The sequence below is a fragment of the Clostridium bowmanii genome, assembly GCF_018861315.1.
In the GTDB taxonomy this organism is placed as follows: Bacteria; Bacillota; Clostridia; order Clostridiales; family Clostridiaceae; genus Clostridium_AD; species Clostridium_AD bowmanii.
Genome location: NZ_JAHLDL010000033.1, coordinates 21329 through 46040, shown reverse-complemented (window position 1 = coordinate 46040; position 24712 = coordinate 21329). Strand labels below are relative to the sequence as shown.

The 24712-nt window shown below is 32.3% G+C and carries 22 protein-coding genes, 2 pseudogenes and 1 riboswitch; of the genes and pseudogenes, 12 read left to right on the top strand and 12 right to left on the bottom strand.

Annotation, left to right across the window (positions count from 1 at the left end; all coding sequences use genetic code 11):
- The first annotated feature begins 55 nt into the window (after window positions 1-55).
- Both KPL51_RS18465 and KPL51_RS18460 read left to right on the top strand, forming a co-directional pair.
- Complete coding sequence (locus tag KPL51_RS18465) at window positions 56-2155, top strand: sodium-translocating pyrophosphatase (protein ID WP_216164709.1); 2100 nt, start codon at window positions 56-58, stop codon at window positions 2153-2155.
- A 231-nt stretch (window positions 2156-2386) separates the two neighbouring features.
- Window positions 2387-4423, top strand: a complete 2037-nt coding sequence (locus KPL51_RS18460) for an alpha-amylase family glycosyl hydrolase (protein WP_216164706.1) — start codon at window positions 2387-2389, stop codon at window positions 4421-4423.
- 122 nt (window positions 4424-4545) lie between these two features.
- Here the strand turns inward: KPL51_RS18460 and KPL51_RS18455 are convergent, their stop codons facing one another.
- The 4 genes from KPL51_RS18455 to KPL51_RS18440 all read right to left on the bottom strand — a co-directional run bounded on the left by KPL51_RS18455 (window position 4546) and on the right by KPL51_RS18440 (window position 8175).
- On the bottom strand, window positions 4546-5268 hold the full coding sequence (locus tag KPL51_RS18455) for a phosphatase (RefSeq protein WP_216164704.1): 723 nt from the start codon (window positions 5266-5268) through the stop codon (window positions 4546-4548).
- 81 nt (window positions 5269-5349) lie between these two features.
- Window positions 5350-6378 carry a metal-dependent hydrolase gene (locus tag KPL51_RS18450; RefSeq protein WP_216164701.1) on the bottom strand — a complete coding sequence of 343 codons (1029 nt, stop codon included), beginning with the start codon at window positions 6376-6378 and terminating at the stop codon, window positions 5350-5352.
- A 53-nt stretch (window positions 6379-6431) separates the two neighbouring features.
- Complete coding sequence (locus tag KPL51_RS18445) at window positions 6432-7073, bottom strand: pentapeptide repeat-containing protein (RefSeq protein WP_224854449.1); 642 nt, start codon at window positions 7071-7073, stop codon at window positions 6432-6434.
- A gap of 154 nt (window positions 7074-7227) precedes the next feature.
- Window positions 7228-8175 carry an L-lactate dehydrogenase gene (locus KPL51_RS18440; protein WP_216164695.1) on the bottom strand — a complete coding sequence of 316 codons (948 nt, stop codon included), beginning with the start codon at window positions 8173-8175 and terminating at the stop codon, window positions 7228-7230.
- Between the two features lie 246 nt (window positions 8176-8421).
- Here KPL51_RS18440 and KPL51_RS18435 point away from each other — a divergent pair, with 246 nt between their 5' ends.
- The 9 genes from KPL51_RS18435 (at window position 8422) to KPL51_RS18395 (ending at window position 16863) form a co-directional block, all read left to right on the top strand.
- Window positions 8422-8589 carry a hypothetical protein gene (locus KPL51_RS18435; protein WP_216164692.1) on the top strand — a complete coding sequence of 56 codons (168 nt, stop codon included), beginning with the start codon at window positions 8422-8424 and terminating at the stop codon, window positions 8587-8589.
- Window positions 8590-8762: 173 nt separating this feature from the next.
- Window positions 8763-9776, top strand: coding sequence for a 3-deoxy-7-phosphoheptulonate synthase (gene aroF, locus KPL51_RS18430; protein WP_216164688.1), 1014 nt, complete (start codon window positions 8763-8765; stop codon window positions 9774-9776).
- Window positions 9777-9788: 12 nt separating this feature from the next.
- Window positions 9789-10640, top strand: coding sequence for a prephenate dehydrogenase (locus KPL51_RS18425; protein WP_224854452.1), 852 nt, complete (start codon window positions 9789-9791; stop codon window positions 10638-10640).
- A 1-nt stretch (window position 10641) separates the two neighbouring features.
- Entirely contained in the window at window positions 10642-11718 is a 1077-nt protein-coding gene (aroB, locus tag KPL51_RS18420) for a 3-dehydroquinate synthase (protein WP_216164685.1), read from the top strand.
- 29 nt (window positions 11719-11747) lie between these two features.
- Entirely contained in the window at window positions 11748-13070 is a 1323-nt protein-coding gene (aroA, locus tag KPL51_RS18415; RefSeq protein ID WP_216164682.1) for a 3-phosphoshikimate 1-carboxyvinyltransferase, read from the top strand.
- Window positions 13051-14121 (top strand): chorismate synthase, encoded by a 1071-nt coding sequence (gene aroC / locus KPL51_RS18410; RefSeq protein WP_216164666.1) that lies wholly within the window; start codon window positions 13051-13053, stop codon window positions 14119-14121. The genes aroA and aroC overlap by 20 nt, the downstream gene beginning before the upstream one ends.
- Before the next feature lie 59 nt (window positions 14122-14180).
- Entirely contained in the window at window positions 14181-15296 is a 1116-nt protein-coding gene (locus tag KPL51_RS18405; protein WP_216164662.1) for a chorismate mutase, read from the top strand.
- Between the two features lie 221 nt (window positions 15297-15517).
- Complete coding sequence (gene aroQ / locus KPL51_RS18400) at window positions 15518-15943, top strand: type II 3-dehydroquinate dehydratase (protein ID WP_216164660.1); 426 nt, start codon at window positions 15518-15520, stop codon at window positions 15941-15943.
- A gap of 59 nt (window positions 15944-16002) precedes the next feature.
- Window positions 16003-16863: a mechanosensitive ion channel family protein gene (locus KPL51_RS18395; RefSeq protein WP_224854455.1), complete on the top strand. Its 861-nt coding sequence runs from the start codon at window positions 16003-16005 to the stop codon at window positions 16861-16863.
- Between the two features lie 43 nt (window positions 16864-16906).
- Here KPL51_RS18395 and KPL51_RS18390 read toward each other — a convergent pair whose 3' ends face one another.
- The 8 genes and pseudogenes from KPL51_RS18390 to KPL51_RS18365 form a co-directional block, all read right to left on the bottom strand.
- On the bottom strand, window positions 16907-18040 hold the full coding sequence (locus tag KPL51_RS18390) for a Ger(x)C family spore germination protein (RefSeq protein ID WP_216164657.1): 1134 nt from the start codon (window positions 18038-18040) through the stop codon (window positions 16907-16909).
- The gene (locus tag KPL51_RS18385; RefSeq protein WP_216164654.1) at window positions 18037-19149 is read right to left on the bottom strand and encodes a GerAB/ArcD/ProY family transporter; all 1113 of its coding nucleotides are present in this window, start codon (window positions 19147-19149) and stop codon (window positions 18037-18039) included. Before KPL51_RS18385 ends, KPL51_RS18390 begins: the two co-directional genes overlap by 4 nt.
- Window positions 19142-20629, bottom strand: coding sequence for a spore germination protein (locus tag KPL51_RS18380; protein WP_216164651.1), 1488 nt, complete (start codon window positions 20627-20629; stop codon window positions 19142-19144). Before KPL51_RS18380 ends, KPL51_RS18385 begins: the two co-directional genes overlap by 8 nt.
- Before the next feature lie 361 nt (window positions 20630-20990).
- Window positions 20991-21173 (bottom strand): hypothetical protein, encoded by a 183-nt coding sequence (locus KPL51_RS24645; RefSeq protein ID WP_446681741.1) that lies wholly within the window; start codon window positions 21171-21173, stop codon window positions 20991-20993.
- Between the two features lie 17 nt (window positions 21174-21190).
- Window positions 21191-21649, bottom strand: a complete 459-nt coding sequence (locus KPL51_RS24640) for a hypothetical protein (RefSeq protein ID WP_446681740.1) — start codon at window positions 21647-21649, stop codon at window positions 21191-21193.
- A gap of 66 nt (window positions 21650-21715) precedes the next feature.
- The gene (locus KPL51_RS24635) at window positions 21716-22036 is read right to left on the bottom strand and encodes an ABC transporter permease (RefSeq protein WP_446681739.1); all 321 of its coding nucleotides are present in this window, start codon (window positions 22034-22036) and stop codon (window positions 21716-21718) included.
- A 263-nt stretch (window positions 22037-22299) separates the two neighbouring features.
- Window positions 22300-22572, bottom strand: a pseudogene (gene potB, locus KPL51_RS18370) (spermidine/putrescine ABC transporter permease PotB); the annotation flags it as partial.
- A 202-nt stretch (window positions 22573-22774) separates the two neighbouring features.
- Window positions 22775-23390 (bottom strand): annotated as a pseudogene (locus KPL51_RS18365) (ABC transporter ATP-binding protein); the annotation flags it as partial.
- A gap of 387 nt (window positions 23391-23777) precedes the next feature.
- Window positions 23778-23958, top strand: a riboswitch (cobalamin riboswitch).
- A gap of 162 nt (window positions 23959-24120) precedes the next feature.
- Between KPL51_RS18365 and cobU the strand changes: the two are divergent.
- Window positions 24121-24681: a bifunctional adenosylcobinamide kinase/adenosylcobinamide-phosphate guanylyltransferase gene (cobU, locus tag KPL51_RS18360; RefSeq protein ID WP_216164647.1), complete on the top strand. Its 561-nt coding sequence runs from the start codon at window positions 24121-24123 to the stop codon at window positions 24679-24681.
- Window positions 24682-24712 lie beyond the last annotated feature (31 nt).

Below are 24712 nucleotides of genomic sequence, written 5' to 3'. Positions count from 1 at the left end.
ATTAAATAGATCACAAAGTGAATCCTATTACTAAAATATTTAGGAGGCAGTTATTATGAATTTATTGATCTTAGCCCCAATTTGTTCCGTGTTAGCCCTTAGTTTTGCTGGATATCTTGCAATGAAGGTATTAAAAGAAGATGAGGGAACGGATCAGATGAAAAAAATTGCTACTGCTATTAGAGAAGGTGCAGATGCCTATTTAAAAAGGCAGTACACGGGAGTAGCTCTTTTCTTTATAGTTATGTTTATACTCCTAGGAATACTTGCAGCAACTGGGTTTCTTACCCCATTTGTACCTTTTGCATTTATAAGTGGAGGTTTTTTCTCAGGTCTTTCAGGTTTTATAGGAATGAAAATTGCAACACGTGCAAATGTTAGAACTACACATGCAGCAGGAAAGAGTCTTAACAGTGCTTTAAAAGTCGCTTTTTCAAGTGGTGCAGTAATGGGACTTACGGTTGTAGGTCTTGGACTTCTTGATATTAGCATATGGTATTATCTATTGGATTTTTTCTATAGAAATTTAGATCAAGCAGCAAGAATTCAAAATATAACAAGTGCAATGATTACCTTTGGAATGGGAGCTAGCTCCATGGCATTATTTGCTAGAGTAGGTGGAGGCATATTCACTAAAGCAGCAGACGTAGGCGCAGACCTTGTTGGTAAGCTTGAAGCTGGAATTCCAGAGGATGACCCAAGAAATCCTGCAGTTATAGCTGACAACGTTGGAGACAATGTTGGAGACGTAGCTGGTATGGGCGCGGATCTTTATGAATCCTATGTTGGTTCAATAGTATCCACTGCAGCTCTTGCCGTAGCAGCGGGGCTTGGGGTTTCAGGTGTTACGATTCCTTTGGTAATAGCAGCAATTGGTGTAGTTGCGTCTATCATTGGAACCTTCTTTGTTAAATCAGGGGAGAAAGCAGAACAAAAAGCTCTACTATCGGCTCTCAGGAGAGGTGTCTATGTAAGTTCTGCAATAATTGCAATACTTTCTTTCTTCCTAGTATGGAATGTACTTGGAATGGAGCGCATCGGAGTTTATTTTGCTATTTTAAGTGGGCTTGTAGCAGGTAATTTAATTGGCTTTTGTACAGAATACTTTACTTCAGATACGTACAAGCCTACTAAAAAATTAGCTGAAACAACAAAAACTGGTGCAGCTACAGTTATAATAGGCGGTCTTTCACTGGGAATGATGTCTACTTTTCTTCCTGTTATAATAGTAGCTGTGGCAATCTTTGCTAGTTTCTATTTTGCTGGAGGAGCAATAGATTATAATATGGGTTTATATGGTGTAGGAATAGCCGCAGTAGGTATGCTTAGTACATTAGGTATAACATTGGCCACAGATGCTTATGGTCCAGTAGCAGACAATGCTGGTGGTATTGCAGAAATGACTCATCAAGATCCTATAGTACGAGAAAGAACAGATGCTCTTGATTCACTCGGAAATACTACAGCCGCTACAGGGAAAGGGTTCGCTATAGGCTCAGCAGCTTTGACGGCACTTGCGCTTATTGCAGCATACAGAGATCAAGTGGAAATCATCGTAAAAAAAGAGAACTTGGATTTTGTTTTTAACTTGTCAATATTAAATCCTCAAGTTCTTATAGGGCTATTTATAGGTGGAATGGTGCCTTTTGTATTTGCAGCACTCACCATGGATGCAGTAGGTAAAACAGCACAACTTATAGTGGTAGAAGTTAGAAGACAATTTAAAGAAATATTAGGTCTTATGGAAGGTACAGCAGAAGCTGACTATGCAACTTGTGTTGATATTTGCACAAAAGCTGCTCAAAAGGAAATGGTTACGCCAGCACTGCTAGCTATTATTGTTCCAATAACGGTTGGAATACTTTTAGGTGTAAATGGAGTGGCAGGACTACTTGCAGGAGCAACTGTAACAGGTTTTGTACTTGCGGTTATGATGGCTAATTCGGGTGGAGCTTGGGATAATGCCAAAAAGCATATCGAAGCTGGAAACCTAGGTGGAAAAGGATCAGATTGTCATAAAGCGGCTGTTGTAGGCGACACTGTAGGAGATCCATTTAAGGATACTTCCGGTCCAGCCATAAATATATTGATCAAGTTACTTTCAATGGTATCAATAGTATTTGCAGCATTTATTTTGAAATTCTCAATATTTTAAATAAAACAAAAGCGGTTTCCTACTAATTTAGGAAATCGCTTTTAAAATTAAAAATATTAAACTTCTGCAACTATATCTTCATATCCTCTTTTATATGATCTTGGACAAATATTAAATTGTTTTTATTTAATTAATAAAGAACAAAGGATTTGAAAATATTTAGTCGAATTAGATATATTGTGTACAGAATATTTTGTTTAAAATAAATATGAATGTGAAAGGAATTTTTTTATGAATGATAATAAAAATATAAATAAAAACAAGAATAAATCTATAAAAATAATAGAGATTGATCCATATCTCAAACCATATGAAAAAGATATTCAACTTAGAGTAAATAGTTACAATTCTTGCAAAAAAAAATTACTTCAAAATAATCAAAGCTTTGAGTCTTTTGCCAATGGAGACTTATTTTACGGTTTTCATTTAGTAGCGGATGGATGGGTTTATAGAGAATGGGCTCCGGCAGCTGATGCTCTTTATTTAATTGGCGATTTTAATTGTTGGGATGCAAAAGCACATCCACTTCAAAAAAAAGAGAATGGCAATTGGGAGATTTTTTTGCCAGGAGTACAAACCTTAAAACATATGTCATGTGTCAAGGTAAGAGTAGTAGCTAAAAATGTATCAAGAGATAGAATTCCTCTTTATATTAAACGGACTGTGCAAGATCCTATTACTCATGATTTTGTAGGACAAATTTGGCAACCGGATTATGATTTTAAGTGGCAAGATGGTGAGTTTAATCTTGATAAAGAGAATACACTGTTTATATATGAGGCTCATGTTGGTATGGCACAGGAAAAAGAAGGAATGGGTACTTTTAAAGAATTCACAGAAATTACGCTTCCAAGGATAAAAGCTGCTGGTTATAATACAATACAGCTTATGGCTATAATGCAACATCCTTATTATGCATCTTTTGGTTATCAAGTATCTAATTTCTTCGCTGTTTCTTCTTGGTTTGGAACTCCTGAAGAGCTGAAAGTATTAATAAATACCGCCCACACAATGGGTATTGCGGTATTACTTGACTTAGTACACTCTCATTCAATTAAGAATATTGCAGAGGGTATTAATGAGTTCGATGGAACAGATTACCAGTTCTTTAATACTGGAGCTTTAGGGAATCATTCCGCCTGGGGTACAAAACTTTTTAATTATGGGAAACCAGAGGTTCTTCATTTTCTTTTGTCAAACATTAAGTTTTGGCTAGAGGAATATCATTTTGATGGTTATCGTTTTGATGGTGTATCATCCATGTTATATCACCATAATGGACTCGGAGTAGAATTTTCCGATTACAGTAAATACTTTAGTATGGATACAGATATAGACGCAATTACTTACCTTCAATTTGCAAATGACTTAATAAGAGAACTGAACCCTAATGCAGTAACTATAGCAGAAGATATGAGTGGAATGCCGGGAATGTGTTTACCTGTAGACTTTGGTGGTTTGGGTTTTGACTATCGTTTGTCTATGGGGGTACCTGATCTTTGGGTGAAAATACTAAAAGAGTTGCCCGATGAGAAATGGAGCATGAATCAGTTATGGCATGAATTAACTAGTAGAAGGCCTCGGGAAAAGAATATTGGCTATTCTGAATCTCATGATCAGGCACTTGTAGGTGATAAGACCTTAATGTTCCGTTTAGGAGACAAGGAAATATATACTCATATGTCAAAAAATGATGATAATTTGATAATAGGAAGAGCCATGGAACTTCATAAACTTATTAAATTTATTACCATAACTTTAGGTGGAGAAGGCTATTTGAATTTCATGGGTAATGAATTTGGTCATCCGGAATGGATTGATTTTCCAAGGGAGGGTAACAACTGGAGTTATCATTATGCAAGAAGACAATGGAGTCTAATGGAAAATAAAGAGCTCAAGTATGAATATTTATCAAATTTTGATAGAGAAATGTTAATTTTAGTAAAAACCTATAATGTTTTAGGCTCTTCTGATTTACAAAATCTTTGGACTGATGAGCAGCAGAAATTGCTTGCTTTCAGAAAAGGTGGGCTAGTATTTTTATTTAATTTTAACCCAGTGGAATCTTTCTCTGAATATGAGCTTCCTACAGGTGAGATGGGCGAATATAAGATTGTGTTTAATAGTGATGACAAAACATTTGGTGGGCAGGGAAGAATAGCAAAAGATTATATTTACCATACCGAGAAATTGCGGAAGAAGAAAGGTAAGATTGGTATTATAATATACTCACCTAGTAGAACTGTACTAGTTTTAAAGAAAGAATAAACGGGTTAAGGAAATTAAGTTAATAAAATTTACAATCTTATCCGAACAAAGGAGTATATAGTTAAAATGGCTATGTACTCCTTTGTTCCTTAAGGGCAAAATGAATTAGGTGCATTCATAAATTATATATTTTTACCTTTTTCATGAAGAAAATCTATTAACATTGTTCTATTTGTATTAATTATAAGTTCCTCAGGCATATCTACGTCTTTGAGTATTTTTTCTGCAACACTAAAATTTCCTATACAATAACAAAAATGAGCATCACTATTTACAATAATCCTTTGTCCAAATTCTTTGCAAAGTTTTACTATTTTAGTGCAATTGACGTCGCTGCCTAATCTTGAAGATACAAAAGAACTATTATTTAACTCTATTAGTATATTTTTTTCTTTTGCCTTTTTTACTATTTCTTCCTCGTGTATAGGAAACTTCGGATTTCCCATATGCCCTAAAATATTCACATTTGGATTATCCATAGCCTTTAAAATAGTAGCCGTATTTAAATCAGAACTCTTTCCACCTTCCATTAGAGGTTCATGCATACTAACTATCATTACGTCTAATTTTTTTTGCACCTCTACTGGTATATCAAGATTACCTTCATAATCAATTATATTAGCTTCACAACCGTAAAGCATTTTAACACCGTACAATTCTCTTGGAAGCACTTTAAAATTTCCGAAATACCAAAGATCAGGAGCACCTGGCATATTAGGACCATGATCTGTAACACCTAATATCTCAAGACCTATTTCACTAGCATATTTTGCATTTTCCATGAGTGTACTGTATGCATGGCCACTAACTATAGTATGTGTATGTAAATCTGCAACAAACTTCATAAAATCTCTCCTCTATGTTTTCCTTTATCATCTAATTATAAACCTCTTGTATACTTTTGGCTTCTTAAAAAAAGTCCTTATTTAAATTACTGTGAATTTTCCACCATAAACAGTAAAACCTATTACTAGCACTGCGAATAATACCAGGATATATATTACTTCAAATAAATTCCCCGCATCGGAGCCTGTGGTAATATGGGGTGGTAATTTAACTTTAAACTTGCCTATTTTTTCTAAAGCATGAACAAATTTATTGTGAAAACCCAATTTTTTAAATAACTGCGCAATAAACCTTGGCATTGAAAGTAATGGAACTCCTTCCTTTGTTAATATGTCGGCCCAATAAATATGGCTAATATATCCGACAAAAAAACATCCTGTTAAATATTCATACCCTAATTTATTAAATACATAGCTGGCTGAAATAGTAAAAATAGTAACACCTTCTATTGAGTGCAAAAATGATCTATGAGGGAAGGTTGCTATTCCAATTAGTAAAATACAAATAATATATATAAATGGATCATTGGAATTAGTAAAGTTATAAATTGCCAAAATTGCACTCCCACCAGCGTAAGTTAAAAACATGGAAATTCTTACAAAGTCATTTGATCCCACACTTATTATAGCTGATATTTTTTTATAAACTGACCCAATTATAGGAATCCTTTTAAAAATTCTCTCATTAGATACTCCTAAAAATATTAAAATGAAAGATATAGAATATGTAATTATAGGAGCATATCTCCCTATATATTTTAGCTCAACCAGCTGTCCTATAATAGTTTGTGAATACCATAAAATAAGTGCACCTAGTCCAACTCCTAAGAATAATCTTAACAAAAACTTTAATATTTTTTCTATATTATTTATTACTTTATTACTTGTACCTGTAAGTGGGTTCATGTGGTTTATTTTGCTATGTTGACTATCCGCATCAACAAGTAATCCTGAAAGACCTGCAGTAACAAGACCTATAAGGCTTATACCCATAGGTATATGTATATGTATATAGCTATTGTTGAATATTGGCAGGGAATTAACAGAAGGTATTGTTGCTACTATTGCATAGGATAACATTGCAATTTTTTGATGTGATTTTCCATTCATATTATGTCTCCTTACCTTTTTAATGTCATAGCAAAAATCACAAGCGAGATTAATTACATATTGTTTTTCAAATACTTAACTATATAACTTAAGGTGTAAAAGTCACAATCCAGTTCTGATTGAATCATATTTAATCCACTAGTTAAGGATTTTTCATCAAAATTTTCTAGTAATATCATTAAACTTATCATGTTAATACCGCCATCTTTTGTATCAAGAACTCTTGCTGCTTTTACATGTTTGTTTTTCATGGCATTTACAACAGCAATTCGAAGGTCTTCACTAATTTCAAGTTCAGGCATTTCACTAAATACTCTAGTATCCGTATTCTTAACACTAAGATTTTTAGCTTTTGTAAGATCAGTAGATAAAAATATAGTATTTTTAAATTCTGCATCTTTGAAATCAACCCCATCTAAATTCACGGAGTCAAATATAGCATTTTCAAATATAGTATTTTTAAAATCACTGCCCTTTAGATTTGTTCCAATAAATTCAGCCCATTTAAATGTACATTCGAAAAAAACACAGGCTTTAAAATGTGCACCTCTAAAAGTTACAAAGTCAAAATTTGACCTTGTAAAATCACAATTATAACAATTGCTTCTCTCAAGATTTTTATACATAAAGTTCTTCCCTTTTTTTTCAATATTATTGTAGACAAAATTATTCCTAACACTATGATTCTTACCCATTTTTACCTCCATGGCAAATACATTTATTTGCCTTCCTTCTATATATTATACTTAAAAAGACTTCTAACCAATTTTGTGAAGTGGCTAGAAGTCCTCATATTTCATTATAAATACTATACAAAAATTCAATAAAAGTCAATGATTTATTATAATCTTATATATTTGAATCATCTATAACAGATTTAAGTACCTTGGAAGAGTCAACAAGTTGGTCCTTTTCTTCCTTATTTAGATTAACTTGTAACAATTTCTTTACTCCTCCTCTACCTATAATTGTTGGAACACCCATATAGACGTCTTGAATTCCATATTCACCGTTTAACAAAGAAGACACTGTAAGAATGGAATTTTCATTGCTAAGTATTGCTTCAACTATCCTTCTAACAGCTAGCGCAACCGCATAATAGGTAGCTCCTTTCTTCTCAATAACCTTATAGGCTGCTTCTTTTACATCTTTATATATATTTAATTTCATCTCACCACCACATTTTTTAAGGCAAGTATCACAGTACTCATCAACATTCATGCCTGCAATACTAGTTAAACTCCAAGTGGCAATTTCTGAGTCCCCATGTTCACCCATTATATAGGTATGTATGTTTCGGGGATCAACTTCAAAGTGCTGACCAAGCATATATTTAAATCTGGAAGTATCCAAAACTGTTCCTGATCCAATTACTCTATTGCTTGGAAAGCCAGAAAGCTTGTAAGTTATATAAGACAATATATCCACCGGGTTTGAAACTACTATTAATATAGAATCGGGGCTGTATTTTACAACCTCTGGAACTATGCTTTGAAATATTTTAAGATTTTTTGAAATACAAGTAAGTCTAGAGTCTCCTGGTTTTGGTCCAATTCCAGCAGTAATAATTACAATATCTGAATCTTTTGTGTCTGAATATTCACCGGAAGTTATATCAATAGGCCTTACAAAAGGAGCACCATGAGACAAATCCATTGCCTCCCCTTCGGCTTTGTTCTTGTTTATATCTACTATTACAATTTCAGATGTAAGTCCACTAGTCATAAGTGCAAAGGCTGTAGTAGAACCTACAAAACCTGCACCAATTATAGATATTTTATTTCCTCTTGTTTTCATATAAAAACTTCCCTTCATTTGAATCTTTAACAATATTATATACTAAATAAGAACAATTATCAAGTCGGGGTTTTATAACAATTTCTTTAATTAAATTACCTTTTTGTGAAAATATAAATTGATTTTTTTGAAAAACATAGGGTATTTCTTGGAAAAACATTGGTTGACAAATACACCTAACATGATATACTGTTTAAATATTAAAGAATTTACGGAAACTAATTCAAACTTTTGTGAGGCGCAATTATGAAAAATGTCATTGTTAAAGGAATCAATCAAAAAGTATATTTTTATTTTAGCTTTAGCTATCGTTATTTTAGCGTTGGCTATTTTGCGTGCAAAAAAATATATATGATTTCTTTAAATAATGAGTTTAACCATAAAACTATAATACCGGCTTATGCTGATTTATAGAAAGTAAGCTGTGTCTGTTCGCAAGGAAGACTCATTATAAGAGGTTTTTCACTTTTAAAAGGGAAGACCAATTATAAAGGGGCTTCCCTTTTTTTTATAGTTTTTTATAACAGATTATAAACTAAAGATTTTATTGAAAATAGAGCAAATTAATAGTTTAGGAGGAATTTAAAATGGTAATTATAATGAATCAAAATGCAAAACAAGATGAAATAAGAGGTATCGTGAAAAAATTAGAGGGGCTTGGTTGCATTGTCCATCTTTCTCAGGGAGAAAACCATTGTGTCTTAGGCCTTGTTGGAGACACAAGTGCAATAAACGTAAGTCAGATTGAAGCAGAGGATTTTGTTGATAAGGTAGTGAGTGTTCAAGCACCTTACAAAAGAGCTAATAGACTTTTTCATCCTGAAAATACTATAATAAATGTAGATGACCAAGAAATAGGAGGAAAAGAACTAGCAATAATAGCTGGACCTTGCGCTGTGGAAAGTGAATCACAACTTATAACTATTGCTAAAGATGTAAAACTCGCAGGAGCTAATTTTCTAAGAGGTGGAGCATATAAACCAAGAACTTCTCCATACAGTTTCCAAGGGTTGGAGGAAGAAGGACTAAGAATATTATTAGAAGCAAAAAAAATTACTGGACTTCCAATAGTTACTGAAGTTATGAGTGTAGAGCTTGTTTCCAAAATTTCACAATATGCTGATGTATTGCAAATTGGTGCTAGGAACATGCAAAACTTCGATCTTTTAAAAGAGGTAGGAAGATGTAATAAGACAATCCTTTTAAAAAGAGGTATGAGTGCAACCATTGAAGAACTACTTATGTCTTCGGAATATATAATGTCTGAAGGAAATGAAAATGTAGTTTTATGTGAAAGAGGAATTAGAACCTTTGAAACTTTCACAAGAAATACTTTAGATTTAAGTGCAATTCCAGTGCTTAAGAAGCTTACGCATTTGCCGGTCATAGTGGATCCGAGTCATGCTACAGGTAAATGGTGGTTAGTAGAACCATTAGCAAAAGCTGCTATAGCAGTTGGTGCAGATGGACTTGAAATTGAGGTACATTACGATCCTGCTAATGCATTGTGTGATGGAGCACAATCTTTAAAACCAGAGAAATTCAAGGCTTTTATAAATTCAGTAAGGGCAATTGCAGAAACACAAGATAGAATAATTTAAGAGGTGATAAAATTGGACATTAGTGACTTTAATATTACAATTGTGGGTATAGGACTTATAGGTGGGTCCTATGCCATGGCACTAAAAGAATTAAAACCTAAAAATCTATGGGCTATTGATATTGATAAAGATGTTTTAGTAGCGGCGGAAAAGATGAATATTATAGATAAGGGTTATATAAATCCAAAAATACCTCTTAGGGATTCGGATATTGTAATACTTGCTATTTATCCTCAAAAGACAATAAATTTTGTGAAAAACAATATGAAGTTATTTAAAACTAGAGCAGTTATTACAGATACTACTGGAATTAAGAAGGATTTACTAAGTAAAATTATGCCCGTACTCAGGAAAGATTTAGATTTTATAGGGGGACACCCTATGGCAGGAAAAGAAGAATCAGGTTTAAAAGCTGCCACTGTGGATATGTTTAAACATGCTAATTATATTTTGACACCGATACAAGGTAACAAGGAGGAAAATATAAATTTAGTAGAGAATTTAGCTAGGGATATGGGTTGCAAAAGAGTGGTTCATCTTACCCCTGAAAAGCATGATGATATAATTGCTTATACTAGTCAATTACCACATATTATAGCTGTTTCATTAATAGACTCTAATAGCTCAATTACTGGGGTATCTAAGTTTGTAGGAGAAAGTTTTAAAGATATCACTAGAGTGGCTACTATAAATGGTGAATTATGGCCTGAATTACTCTTATATAACAAAGAAAATATAATTAATAAAATACAAGACTTTGAAAATAATATAAAAGAGATAAAAGAAGCAATAATAAATGGAGATGAAGCTTTTCTAAAAAAGAGGTTTGAGAGTGCAACTATGAAGAGGAAGGAGCTAGACTAAGATGTATAGTTTAGATGTTAAAGCATCCAGTGGAAGTTATCCAATATACATTAAGAATGGATTATTAGGTGAAATAGGCAGTGAAGTTAAAAAGATATATAAAGGAAGAAAAATAGCTGTAGTAACAGATTCTAATGTTAATAAATTTTATGGGCAAAAGGTTATTAACGCGTTAAATGCTGAAGGGTTTGAGACTTTTAAAATTGTGGTTAAGGCAGGGGAAGAAAGTAAGTCATTTGAAACTCTTTTACAGGTTTATGACAAACTATTAGATTTTAAGATAAACAGAGGGGATATTATAATTGCCTTAGGTGGTGGAGTTGTAGGTGATATGGCTGGCTTTGTAGCCTCCACTTTCCTTCGAGGAATTCCACTTATACAAATTCCAACTACACTATTGGCGCAAGTGGATAGTAGTGTAGGTGGAAAGGTGGCAGTAGATCTACCTCGGGGAAAGAACCTTGTAGGAAGCTTTTATAATCCAAAGGCAGTTTTTATTGATCCATTGCTACTGGGAACGCTTAGTGAAAAGTTTGTATCGGATGGCATGGGTGAAGTTATAAAGTATGGAGTAATTAAAGATAGTGAGTTATTTTATAAATTAATGAATTATGAAAATAGTGAAGCAGCTTTGAAAGGAATAGATGAAATCATTTATACTTGTTGCACAATTAAGGCTGATATTGTTGAAAGAGATGAGCATGACACTGGGGAAAGAATGTTATTAAACTTTGGTCACACAATAGGTCATGCCGTTGAGCAATTCTTTAATTTCACAGGGTACTCTCATGGAGAATCGGTGGGAATCGGCATGTATACTATAACAAAAATAGGGGAAGAGCTAGGAATTACTAAAATTGGCACAGCGAATATTATAAAAAACATCTTAATTAAGTATAATTTACCTTGGACCTTGCCTGAAATAAAAACCGAAGCTATAATTGAAGCTATAAGTCATGATAAGAAAAACATTGGTGATTCTATGAATTTTATATTAATAGAATCTATTGGTAATAGTTTTATTGGAGAAATTCATGAAGATAAGATTGTGGAATATCTTCAAAACAATCAAAAATAAATTTTTATTTCAAAGCGAGGTGATAATATATGAAAGCAGTTACTATTCAGCCCTTTTCATTAAATGGAAAAGTAAAAATACCACCTTCAAAATCATTATGTCATAGAGTAATTATAGCCGCAGCACTTAGCAACGGCCAATGTACAATTAATAATATTAGTATGTCTGAGGATATAATAGCCACCTGCGAAATAATGGAAAAACTAGGAGCACAAATAAAAAAGATCCCTGATGGTCTCCACATAAATGGTAAATGTGCTAGCGGGTTTTCCAGCCTAGGATTTGTAAATAGTAAACTTGAAAACAATGTGGCTGCACGCAATGAGCTAGAATGCAATGAAAGTGGATCAACCTTAAGGTTTCTAATACCTATAGGCATGCACAGTGGTGAAAAAATAATTTTTAAAGGGAAGGGTAAACTATCACAAAGACCACTTAAACCTTATTATGAGATTTTTGATAAGCAGAATATAAAGTACACTACAAAGGGAGGTTGCCTTCCACTAACAATAGAAGGAAAACTTAAACCCGGAAATTTTGAACTTAGAGGGGATGTAAGTTCTCAATTTATTACTGGGTTACTTTATGAACTACCCTTATTAAATGGCGATTCCACAATTGTAGTTACTACAAAAATGGAATCCATTGGGTACATAGATTTAACTTTAGATGTACTTTCCAAATTTGGAGTAACCATAGAAAATAATAATTATAGAGAATTCAAAATAAAAGGAAATCAATGCTATGAAAATAGAGATTATAGTGTTGAAGGCGATTTTTCTCAAGCAGCATTTTATCTAGCAGCAGGTGTTTTAGGTGGAGAACTACAGTGCCTCGATGTAAATATGGAATCACTTCAAGGCGACAAAGTAATAGTGGACATAATAAAAGATATGGGCGGAAATATATCACTTGTTGATGGTATCATAAAAGCTTCAAAATCAGATTTAAAAGGCAGCATTATTGATGTATCACAATGTCCTGACCTTTTACCAATAGTAGCAGTGCTTGGAGCATTAAGTGTTGGAACTACAGAAATCATTAATGCTAGGAGAGCTAGATTTAAAGAATCTGATAGAATAAAAGCTATAACTACGGAATTAAATAAAATTGGAGCGGAGGTTATAGAAAGAGGAGATTCACTTATAATTCATGGTAAACCATGGCTTGTGGGTGGCATTGTAAACAGTTGGAATGATCATAGAATAGCTATGGCCTTGGCAATTGCTTCAACTAGATGTACTGAAAATCTTACAATAGAGGATAGTGGTGCAGTAAAAAAATCCTACCCGGATTTTTATCAGGATTTTATGCGCCTAGGAGGGAAAGTTAATGAGTGGACAATGGGGTAAAAAAATAAAGTATTCTATCTTTGGAGAATCTCATGGAAGAGGCATAGGAATAACCATTGATGGATTACCAGCTGGTATAGCACTTGATATGAATTTTATAGCAAGCGAAATGCAAAGAAGAGCGCCAGGCAGAGATGAATTTTCAACCAAAAGAAGTGAAGGAGATAAAGTTGAAATTTTAAGTGGATATTTTAATGGATATACCACTGGAACACCACTTTGCGGGGTTATTTTCAATGAAAATCAAAACTCTAGGGATTATGATAAGTTAAAGGATTTAGTAAGACCGGGTCATGCAGATTTCACAGGAAAAGTTAAATATTCTGGGTTTAACGACTATAGAGGCGGCGGCCATTTCTCGGGAAGGATTACTGCACCACTTGTTTTTGCAGGTGCTGTTGCTAAACAAATCCTTAAAGGTAAGGGAATCAAAATTGGAAGCCATATTTTGAGTATTGGCAATGTCTCAGACAGTTATTTTTCTGGTGTCAATTTAAAAAATCAGCTTCTAATAGATATTTTAAAGAAAAACTTCCCCGTGATTAATGATGTGAAAGGTGAAAAAATGAAAAATATTATTTTAAAAGCCAAGGAAGAATCAGATTCTGTGGGAGGTATAATTGAAGCTGTTATATTGGATTTACCTTGTGGCCTCGGTGAACCGTTTTTTGATTCTATTGAGAGTAATTTAGCTCAATTACTATTTTCTGTACCAGCAGTAAAGGGTGTAGAGTTTGGTGAAGGATTTGAAATAACAAAAGTTCGGGGAAGCAATGCTAATGATATTCCTTACATGAATAACGGCAAGGTTTGCATGAAGACTAATAATAATGGTGGAATTAATGGTGGAATTTCTAATGGGATGCCTATTGTGTTTAGAGTAGCAATTAAGCCTACACCTTCCATAGCTAAGCTTCAAAATACTATCGATATGGGTACTTACGAGAACTCAGAAGTATCTGTTACAGGTAGGCACGATCCTTGTATAGTGTTAAGAGCACTACCAGTAATTGAATCCTGTGCAGCAATGAGTATTTTAGATTTTATATAATATTACAGCTTCGTAGAAAATAAGCAGCTGCGATGGTGATAATTTAAGGATGTGATTTTATGAGTAATGTAGATGATTTTGACATAGTTGATTTGAGGAATGAAATTGATAAAATTGATGGGAATCTCCTTTCACTTTTTGAAAAGCGTATGGAGGTAGTTCTAAAGATAGCCCAATATAAAAAGAAAAACAACATAGATATTCTGAATGCTGCAAGAGAAGAAGCAGTTATAAAAGAAACTTTAGATTTAGTTAAAAATAAGGATTTACTTTTAGAAGTAGAAGAGTTCTTTAAATCTGTTATGGAAATAAGTAGGGGATATCAAAACAAAAATTTAAATACGGATGGAGTTTTAATTAGGGATGAAAAGCTAACTGTTGGATTTTATGGTGTTAAGGGTTCCTTTAGCGAGGAAGCACTTAAAGGATATTTTGGTGAAAAAGTGTATACAAAAGCAATAAGTGAGTTTGAAGATATATTTTTGGACTTAAGATATGGGAAAATAAATTATGGTGTTATTCCTATAGAAAATTCATCTACAGGAGCTATATCTGAGGTTTATGATCTTCTTAATAAATATAGCTTTTATATAATAGGGGAAAAATATCTTAAAATAAGCCAAAATCTAATGGGAATTAAAGAAGTTTATTCTCACCCCCAAGGTTTAGAGCAAAGTATGGAATATTTGAAAGGTTATAAGCATTGGAAGTTAATTCCTTTTAATAGCACTGCGAAAAGTGCAGAGTTAGTTAAAGAAAGGCGGGATAAAACCTTGGCTGCTATAGCAAGCTCTAAGGCGTCAGAAATATATGGTCTGAAAATTTTACAAAAAAACGTAAATTCAAATGCAACAAACACCACTAGATTTGTTGTCATTGGGAAAGAAATGGAAATAACTAATAAAAACGATAAAATAAGCTTGGTTTTGTCCACAACCCACAAAGCAGGCTCACTTTATAACGTATTAAAGCACTTTGCAGAGAATAATATAAATCTTTTGAAAATTGAATCTAGACCAATAGTGGATAAGCCCTGGGAATATTTCTTTTATATAGATTTCGAAGGAAATATAAATGAACCTAAGGTAGTAACTTCAATTGAATTAATTAAATTGAATAGTCGTTACTTTAAGACATTGGGCAATTATAGAAGTTCAATATCGGATATAAAATGAAGATGAAAAATATAGTTTTAATTGGTATGCCTAGCTCGGGTAAATGAGACTAGTCCTCTACTTGCAAAGGATCCTTCTCAAATTTATAGATTATTTTACTAGAGAGGACTATTGTACAAAAGATATTGTGACTATGAAATTATGAATATTAGTAATATTGATGATATGAAGAGTAATATTATAGATATATATGCAGAAAATATTAAATAAGGAGAGAGGGTATGAAGGTAATAATAATTAATGGTCCAAACCTAAATTTTCTTGGAATAAGGGAAAAGGGTGTGTACGGAAACACAACTTACGAAGAAATGTGTAGCTATCTCTATAAAGAGGCTAAAAAGATTCAGGTTCACGTTGATATTGTCCAAAGCAATATTGAAGGTGAAATAATAAATTTTATACAAGGGGCCTATGAAAAGTATGATGGAATAATCATCAATGCTGGGGCATATACCCATTATAGTATTGCAATATTTGATGCTATAAAATCCATATCAATAAATACTATAGAGGTTCATCTTAGTAATATTCAGGCAAGGGAAGAATTTAGACATAAATCAGTAATTGCACCAGCCTGCTACGGTCAAATTTGTGGCTTTGGTAAATATGGATATGTTATGGCAATAAACGCACTAGTTCAGCAATAGTAAAGCACTACCGTCCATTTTAAATATAGGCAAAATTTATACAAAGGAGGAGAAAGCTCGTGGCTGAATTTTTACTAGAGTTAGGTTTAAAGTTTCAAACCGTTAGTGTTTTAATAAGGTTAATAATAACTTTAGCTCTAATAATTATATTTCATCTAATGAAGAAAGGTATCTGCTCATTTGTAGATAAATCGAAGTTTTATTCTAAAGATATAATAAAATATAAAAAGACAACTTCATTATTTATAAATATTTTATCAGTTATAGTTATTATACCAATATGGATGTATGAGTCTAAGGACATATTGACTTTTTTAGGTATTTTCTCAGCAGGGCTAGCCTTTGCCTTTCGTGATGTTGTAGCTAGTTTTCTGGGGTGGGTAATAATCAACACCCAAAAGCCCTTTGCAATTGGTGATAGAATAAAAATCGGAAAAAGTCTTGGTGACGTATTGGCAGTTGACTGGTTTTATACTACTATAATTGAAGTTATTGAAAATGACAACAAAACATACGGACAAAGTACTGGAAGAATTACTCATATACCCAATATAATGGTTCTAACTGAAGAGCTTATAAATGAGACTAACTCCTTTCCATTTACTTGGAATGAGATTGAAATACACCTTACCCTAAGCAGCGACTGGAAAAAAGCTAAAGATATATTAATGGCTATAGCTAATGATAAAGTAGGGGATATAGAGGAAGAAGCAAAGGGCGCACTAAGTATAGCCTCAAAAACTCTACCAATTTATTACGAAAACCTCTCTCACACAATATATACCTCCATGGAGGAGGGAGGAGTGTGCCTTAGCTTAAGGTTTATTTGTAAGGCACGAAATTTCAGAAATTTAAAACATGTGCTAGTAGAAGATATCTTAGAAGAATTATCTAAACATAAGGATATAGAATTATTATAATGAAAGGTAAGTGGTGTTATTTAACTATGGACCTTTCATTTTTTTAATTATCTTTATTTTTTTCGAATAAAAACTGACCTCTACCAAGATTATTAACCATTACTTTTACATTAACGTTAATGTCTGCACTACAAACAATGTTATCCCAATCTGTTTCAAGATTTCTTCCAAAAGCAGCTGCGGCATCACGGCCCAGTTCTAGGCAGTCGGTTTTATACCCGTTTTGCATTTTATTTATAAATTCGTTACACCTTTTCTTTGTTTCTTCCTCTAATTCATGAGTGTACTTAGCTATAGTTTCGGGATTTGTCATGAAATCCTTATACATAGTATTACTTACAACCGTGCCGCTAAATTCTAAATCAATATTAAATTTATATTTACCATTGATTTTTTCGCACCGTACCTTCCTTTTTACCTTTCCATAAGTCGATACCAAGTGTTGTGAATCCTTTTGAAGTGTGAGTGTTCCTTTAACTTTATTATTCCTTAAAAAATTCATATACCTGGCTTCTTCCATTGGCATTTTTGCAAGCAACTTGTCTTTTTTGAAAGCAACCATACCGGTTATAGTAATTTTATTGTTTAATATTTCTAAGTACGGAAGAACTAGATCTCGTCCCTCTGAACCTACCCGTACAAACACATCTACGACTTTATAGTCTCCAGACATGAAGTTCTGTTCGATGGAGCTTTCTATAATACCGTCAATATGATCTGATGAGGTGACAGCATCCTCAACTTTAAGCTTTAGCATATCAACAGCCTTTCCTTTACAAACAACCACCCATGTAGAATCATTCATTTGTTGATTGGAAAACATTATATCAATAATGGGATTAATGCCAGAAGCTGACACATCTTCACTAAAAATAAAAACTTTCTGCAATCCAAGTAAGAATTCTTTGCTACTGATAGTTGACCTGATCGATCTGGTATCAGGGATGTTTTTAGCAATAGAGTCTAATATAACACTTGAAACTTTATCTTTCTGGGGGAAAGCATACGTACTTGCACCAACGTTATATTCATTTATCGGGCTACTTGTAATGAGGTCAAAGGATAAGCCCGAGCAAATATCAATTTTTTCTATTGCAAGATTACCTTTGCTGGAATTAAATATGAGATATATAACTATACATGAAATAGATATTATAAGTATACTATATCTTTTCATTTAGAAGATTCTCCTTTTTCTTGAATATATCTAAGTTTGCTTTTACCTTTTAAAAGAGTTAATAGCGCAATTATGGTTATATAAGAAATATTAAATAAGGTTACCCAAGGAATAATCATACCTGCAATATTTCGCCTCAACACTTCATTTTCCATAAACAGTGGTAAAATTAAGGCAATTGGTAATAATAAAAAACAAATTATCTTTCTTTTAATATTAGTAATACTATTTAATATTTTAGTTGCGGCATAAAATTCAATAGATATGGTTTTATATGCTAGAGCAATCCATATAAGTATCTCTATATATCTAAAATTATTTACCACTGGTATTTTGAATGATTCAGCCACGAAAGAGAATGGCCATAATTGTTTTACTATTAAATCTGGTCCAGAAAAATAAATAGATGTAAAAACTATCCAGGTATGAAAGACGGTTACTACAAGTGTACTCATTAAGGCAGCTTTTAGTATGTTTTTTTTATCTTGCACATATGGATATATTATTAGTAGTAATTCCATAGCTGAATAGGCGAAAATAGTTTTTAGGCTTCCGCTTAAAATTTTCGACAAACCTGAACCAAAAAAAGGTTTTGCATTTAAGATACTACCAGCCTTAAAGGATACTGTGGAAGCTACAATAATAAAAGATAACAAAAAAAATGTTATTGTAGTAAATTTGGCTAATACCTTTAAACCTTTAATCGAAGCATAACAAGCAACAGCAACAAAAAGTATAACTATTTTAAAATGCGGGATAAAATATATACTATATGCTCTTAATTGATTGCTTGAAGCGGAAATAACTAGTACCATGTAGAATAAAAATGAAAACAGAAAGAATAAATTTAAAATATTGCCTATTATCTTTCCAAAGTATGATTTGCTTAATTCCATAATATTATTATTAGGGTGTCTTTTTATTATTATTCCGGAAGCTAAGACAATATATAATGGATATACTCCACCTATTATAGTAGAAATCCACCCATCTTGATGTGAAATGGTTACTACATCCGCAGGGATGCTAGTGACACCCATACCAATAATACAACCAATTAATATAAAAAATAGCTGAGTAGAGGTTAGTAGCCTGTTTTTTTTATTCATCTTTCTTTCTCCTAAATTTATATCTGAAACTAGTTTGTCTTTTTTTATTTCTTTCTGAGATTACGGAGGGACGCGAATTCATTTCCCATAATGGGGCACGAATAAAAGTATCCTTTAAATCATTCTTATTAAATTCCATATATGGAACACCGAAATTCTCTAAGGAAGATAAATGAAGGATAAGAAGTGTATATCCTGTAGCAACCCCCAATATACCTATGCTATTTGCTAGAAACAACATCGGAAATCTTAATAGTCTTATAGAAATAGACATATCAACCGAGGGCACTGCAAAAGAAGCAATAATTGTGATACCAATTACAAGCAGAGTAGTAGGACTTACCATATTTGATTGTACTGCGGTATTTCCTATAATAATACCACCTACTATACTTAAAGTTGAGGCTATTTTTGAAGGAAGGCGTAATCCACCTTCTCTTAATATTTCCATTAGTATTTCTAGTATAAGTATTTCTATAAAAGGTGAAAGAGATATTCCTATTCGTGATTGTACTACCGGAAGAACAAATTCTATAGGTATGAGTTCGCCATTATATTTAATTAATGTTAAATAAATTGAGGGAAGTGTAATAACTAATAAAACTGATATAAATCTAATGAGCCTTATTATATTTGCAGATATTGTTCTTTCATTATAATCTTCTACGGTGTGAAAAAATTCAACAAATATAGAAGGAAGTGTTAATACAAAGGGAGACCCATTTAAAATTACAGCTATTCTACCTTCCATAATAGCTGGAGATACTCTATCTGGTCTCTCTGTGGACATACACATAGGAAAAATACTGTAGGGGTTTTCATCTATGAATTCTTGGAATGCCCCAATTCCAGTAACTGAATCTACGTCTATTGCATTTATCCTTTCTTTTAGATCGTCTAGAGCCTCTGTATTAACTAAATCTTTAATATAAACTAAAGCTAAATCCGTTTGTGATCGCCTTCCGACAACAAATTTTTCAATGGAGAGGTTAGGGTCTTTTATCATCCTCCTAAGTAAACTTATATTAACTTCTAAGTTTTCCACAAAACCATCTCTTGATCCCCTTAATGAAGTTTCATTCAATGGGTCGCTTACTGCCCTAATTGCACCACCAGTGGTATCGATTATTACATAGTCTTCTATATTTTCAATTTGAAGTAGTGTGTTTCCATTTTTAATAGGCTTACAAACTTCTTCAGTGTTGCCCTTAATAAAAGAACAATCTGCCGTAATGTAATTACTACATAAAAAACTTGCAGTGTCCATATTTAGTTCTATGGAGCTGTTTATTTGAATCATTAGTGGATTAAGAATATCCCTATTAATAATGTTTTTATCTACTAGACCATCAATATAGATAATTGCACCTTGTATTGATGGATTTTTACCAATTGATATTCTTTTTACTTTAGTAGGAGTGGATGTTCCTATGGCATTTATAATAGTATTTATTTTTGAATCAATTGTTTCAATTTTCATATATATCACCTTCATGGTATATTAGTACTAAATATAATAATTATTATAGTTTACCCCTTAAAAAACATTGTATGTAAATATTATTAAGAAATTATATAATATTTTTAAAATAACTAAAAACCTTTGTAACAATGAAAAAATAAAGTAGCTAGGATTTTATAAAATCCTAGCTACTTTATTTTTATTTAACTTCAGTCCATATCTTATCTAAATCTGTTGCCGACTTTCCAATATCCTTTAAGTACTCACCTTTTTTTACAGCTTCTTCTGGTGGATAAACTGCCTTATCATCCAGTATTGCTTTATCTATATACTTGTAAGCTGCAGTATTAGGACTCCTATAAGGGAACTTTTGAGAAATTTAAGCACTTATTTCTGATTCCATTATAAAATTAATAAAAAGCTCCGCTGCCTTTATATTTTTTGCAGCTTTTGGAATTACAAAATTATCTTGTTGGAGGAATAGAACTTCCACAGGTATTACATACTTTATGTTTAAATTTTCACGACTAGCCAAGTTTCCTTCTGCTCCCCAGGCAAAGATTGCTTTTGCTTCTCCATTTATAAGACTTGTTTTTGGACTATCACTGTCATAAGACTTAATATTTCAACCATGAAATCACTGGCAACTGTTAAATCATAATTTCCGCCACCTGCCATGAGTTTTGCTAGCATTTCTTCATTGGAAGAAAATGTACTATAATTTACTTTAATATTATAAGTTTGTTCAAATTTATCAATAACAGATTGTGGTAAATATTCAGACCAGTTAAAAACATTTAAAACCTCTTTAGGCTCAGTATTGTTTTTAGAATAAAGAAATATTCCACCACCAATACTTGAGAAAACAAGGAAAATTGAGGTAAGTATAAGTGTGATTTTTTTCATGTTTATATTCACATTTCTAATCAAAAGTGCAAATCCAAGTACTATAACTGTTAACAATATTATTAAGGTGGATAGAGCATTAATTTCAGGTGTAACACCAAATTTCACCATAGAGAAAACTTTAAGTGGCAAAGTCACACTTCCAGGTCCAGCTACAAAAAAAACTGATTATTACATCATCAAGTGATAAGTTAAAGACTAAGAGCCACCTGCTATAACCCCTGGCATAATAATTGGTAGTGTCACATAAAAAAAAGTTTTTAATGGAGTTGCACCAAGGTCCATTGCTACCTCTTCAACTGATTTATCGAAACCGTCAAGACTTGTTTTAACTACAGCAACTACATACGCTATGCTGAAAGTTACATGAGCGATAATTAATGATACTTTTCCTAAAGGAATTTTTACAATAGAAAAGAAGACAAGTAAGGATATACCCATAACTATTTCAGGTATAACTAAGGGAACATAGAGTATTGCGTCAACTATTCTCTTTCCTTTAAACTTATATCTATACATTCCAATAGCAGCTAAGGTTCCTATAATTACAGAAAGTATTGTACTTATTATAGCTATGATAAAGGAGTTTTTAACAGCCTCTAAGATTCCTGCATTATGGAGAAGGCTTTGATACCATTTAAAGGTGAAGCCTGTCCAAACAACATTTAATTTTTACTGATTAAAGGAAAATGTGATAAGTACCATAATCGGTATATATAAAAACATGAATATTAAAAGTAAATATACAAATTTTATAGAAGCTATTTTTTTATTTTTCATCCTTATAAAACCTCCTTAGTTCCCTTAGTTCCTGATACTCTCGAGTTATATATAATAATTGATAGCATGAAAATTATTAAAATAACTGATATAGCGCAGCCGAAGGGCCAATCTCTTACAGTAAGGAACTGATTTTTAATAAGATTACTCATAAGGATTACTTTACTTCCACCCATAAGGTCAGTTATGAAGAAAAGACCAAGAGTAGGAATGAAAACTAAAATTGAGCCAGATACAATTCCACCCATTGTAAGCGGAAGGTGTATAACGAAAAATCCAATCATCCATAGCATAGCAGGTAAAATTGTGGGGAAGTATTTTATAATTGCATTTCTATATTTATTAGTTTTCATTTATGACCTCCATTTATGCTTTAATTACAATAGTATGATTTGGGTCCCATGTTATGAAATACTCTTTGATCTCATCAGAAACTATAAACTTATCTCCCAGCTTATAATTTAGGTTAGGTATTCTTATTATGCCTTCTTCATGTTCAAGTTTAAGCAGAACTTCATCTTCTTTTAACTTAAAGATTTCTCCCTCTAAAATATTTGTCTCTCCTAAAAAATCAGCTACAAATTTAGTTTTAGGGTGTTCATAAAGTTCTTCCGGTGTTCCAATTTGCTCAATAATTCCATTGTTCATAACCACAATTCTATCAGACATAATCAGTGCTTCTTCTTGATCATGGGTTACAAATACAAAGGTTATACCAAGTATTTTTTGGAGATGTTTAAGTTCTAACTGCATTTGCTTACGAAGTTTTAAATCAAGAGCGCCCAGTGGTTCATCTAAAAGAAGAACCTTTGGATTATTTACTATAGCTCTTGCAATAGCAACACGTTGAATTTGGCCGTCACTTAACTGCGATGGCTTCCTATTTTCATAACCCTCAAGTTGAACCATTTTCAACATCTCATTTATCTTATCTTTGATTTTACTCTTTGGCATCTTTTTCATTTTAAGACCAAAGGCTATATTATCATTCAAAACCTGCTATCATTCTTAAGGTAGTTGTTTTTCCACAACCACTTGGTCCAAGTAAGGTTAAAAACTCCCCTTGTCTAATATTAAGGTCTAAGTTTTTAATGACTGCCTCATCTTAATCAAAACTTTTACAAACATTTAACAATTGAACAAAAACATTTTTTGTCACACCGTAACAGCTCCTTTTTTATAATATATTTATAGTATACTAACTATATTAGAATTGTTATAAATTACAAGTTATAATTATACATTATATTGAATAATTATAACTTAAAAAATAATAGCATAATAGTTTTTAAATATCAATAATTTTATATATTATGACAGCGAGTTTATATTTTTTAGCAGATTAATTAAAAATAAAATTAGTAGTTCTTAGCAAAGAGAATTCATTAATCGTATTGCAATAAGCGTAATGTATACTTTTTTTCTTTTTTATTGCTTTAATATTTTTTTGATGTTACAATTATTATTGTGAAATTAATAAAATAGAATATTAGCAATAGGTGCCCTGTGACAAGGGTTAAAAGGGAAAGTGGTTAAAAACCACTGCAGCCCGCCGCTACTGTATTAGAGGATGAAATCCAAAAAACCATTGGGAAACTGAGAAGGTTGGAGAGTAAGATGATGCTAAAGCCAGTAAACCTGCCTAAATGCTCAAGATTTTAGTCTTCGGAGGGAGGATGAAAAGTGCTTAATTTAGCAATGATATTGGGTAATCCAATAGATGGAAAAATTAATTGCATTACCACATCCATGAGGTGTGGTTTTTTTATTTGCTGGACTTTTTTTAACTAGGGTTTTATCAATAAATTAATAAGGAGTGTACTATGAAAAAAATTGTACTTATAACAGGTGGTGCAAGAAGTGGGAAAAGTACCTATGCTGAGAAGCTAGCTAAAGAAGCTAATGGCGGAGTACTTTATATTGCCACTTCAATTCCATTTGATGATGAAATGAAGGATAGAGTAAAAAAGCATAAAGAAAGAAGGCCATCTACTTGGCATACTTTTGAAGGCTATAAAAATTTAAAACAGGTATTTTATAATAAAGAAATAAAATTTGATACAATTTTATTGGATTGTATAACAATAATGGTTACAAATCTTATGTTTGAAAGTGCCGGAGATAACTTCGACGATTTAAATAATGAGGAAATAGATAACATGGAAAGTGAAATTTTAAAAGAGGTAGCTGATTTTCTTTGCGAAGCTGAAAAAAGTTCAAAAACAATTATTATTGTAACTAACGAAATTGGATCAGGAATTGTTCCAGAATATAAGATGGCCAGGATTTTTAGAGATATTGCAGGTAGAGTAAATCATTATATCGCATCCAGATCACAGGAAGTTCACTTAGTGGTTTGTGGCATACCAATTAAAATAAAATAACAAAGTAGAAAATTAAAATTTGTATAGGCTA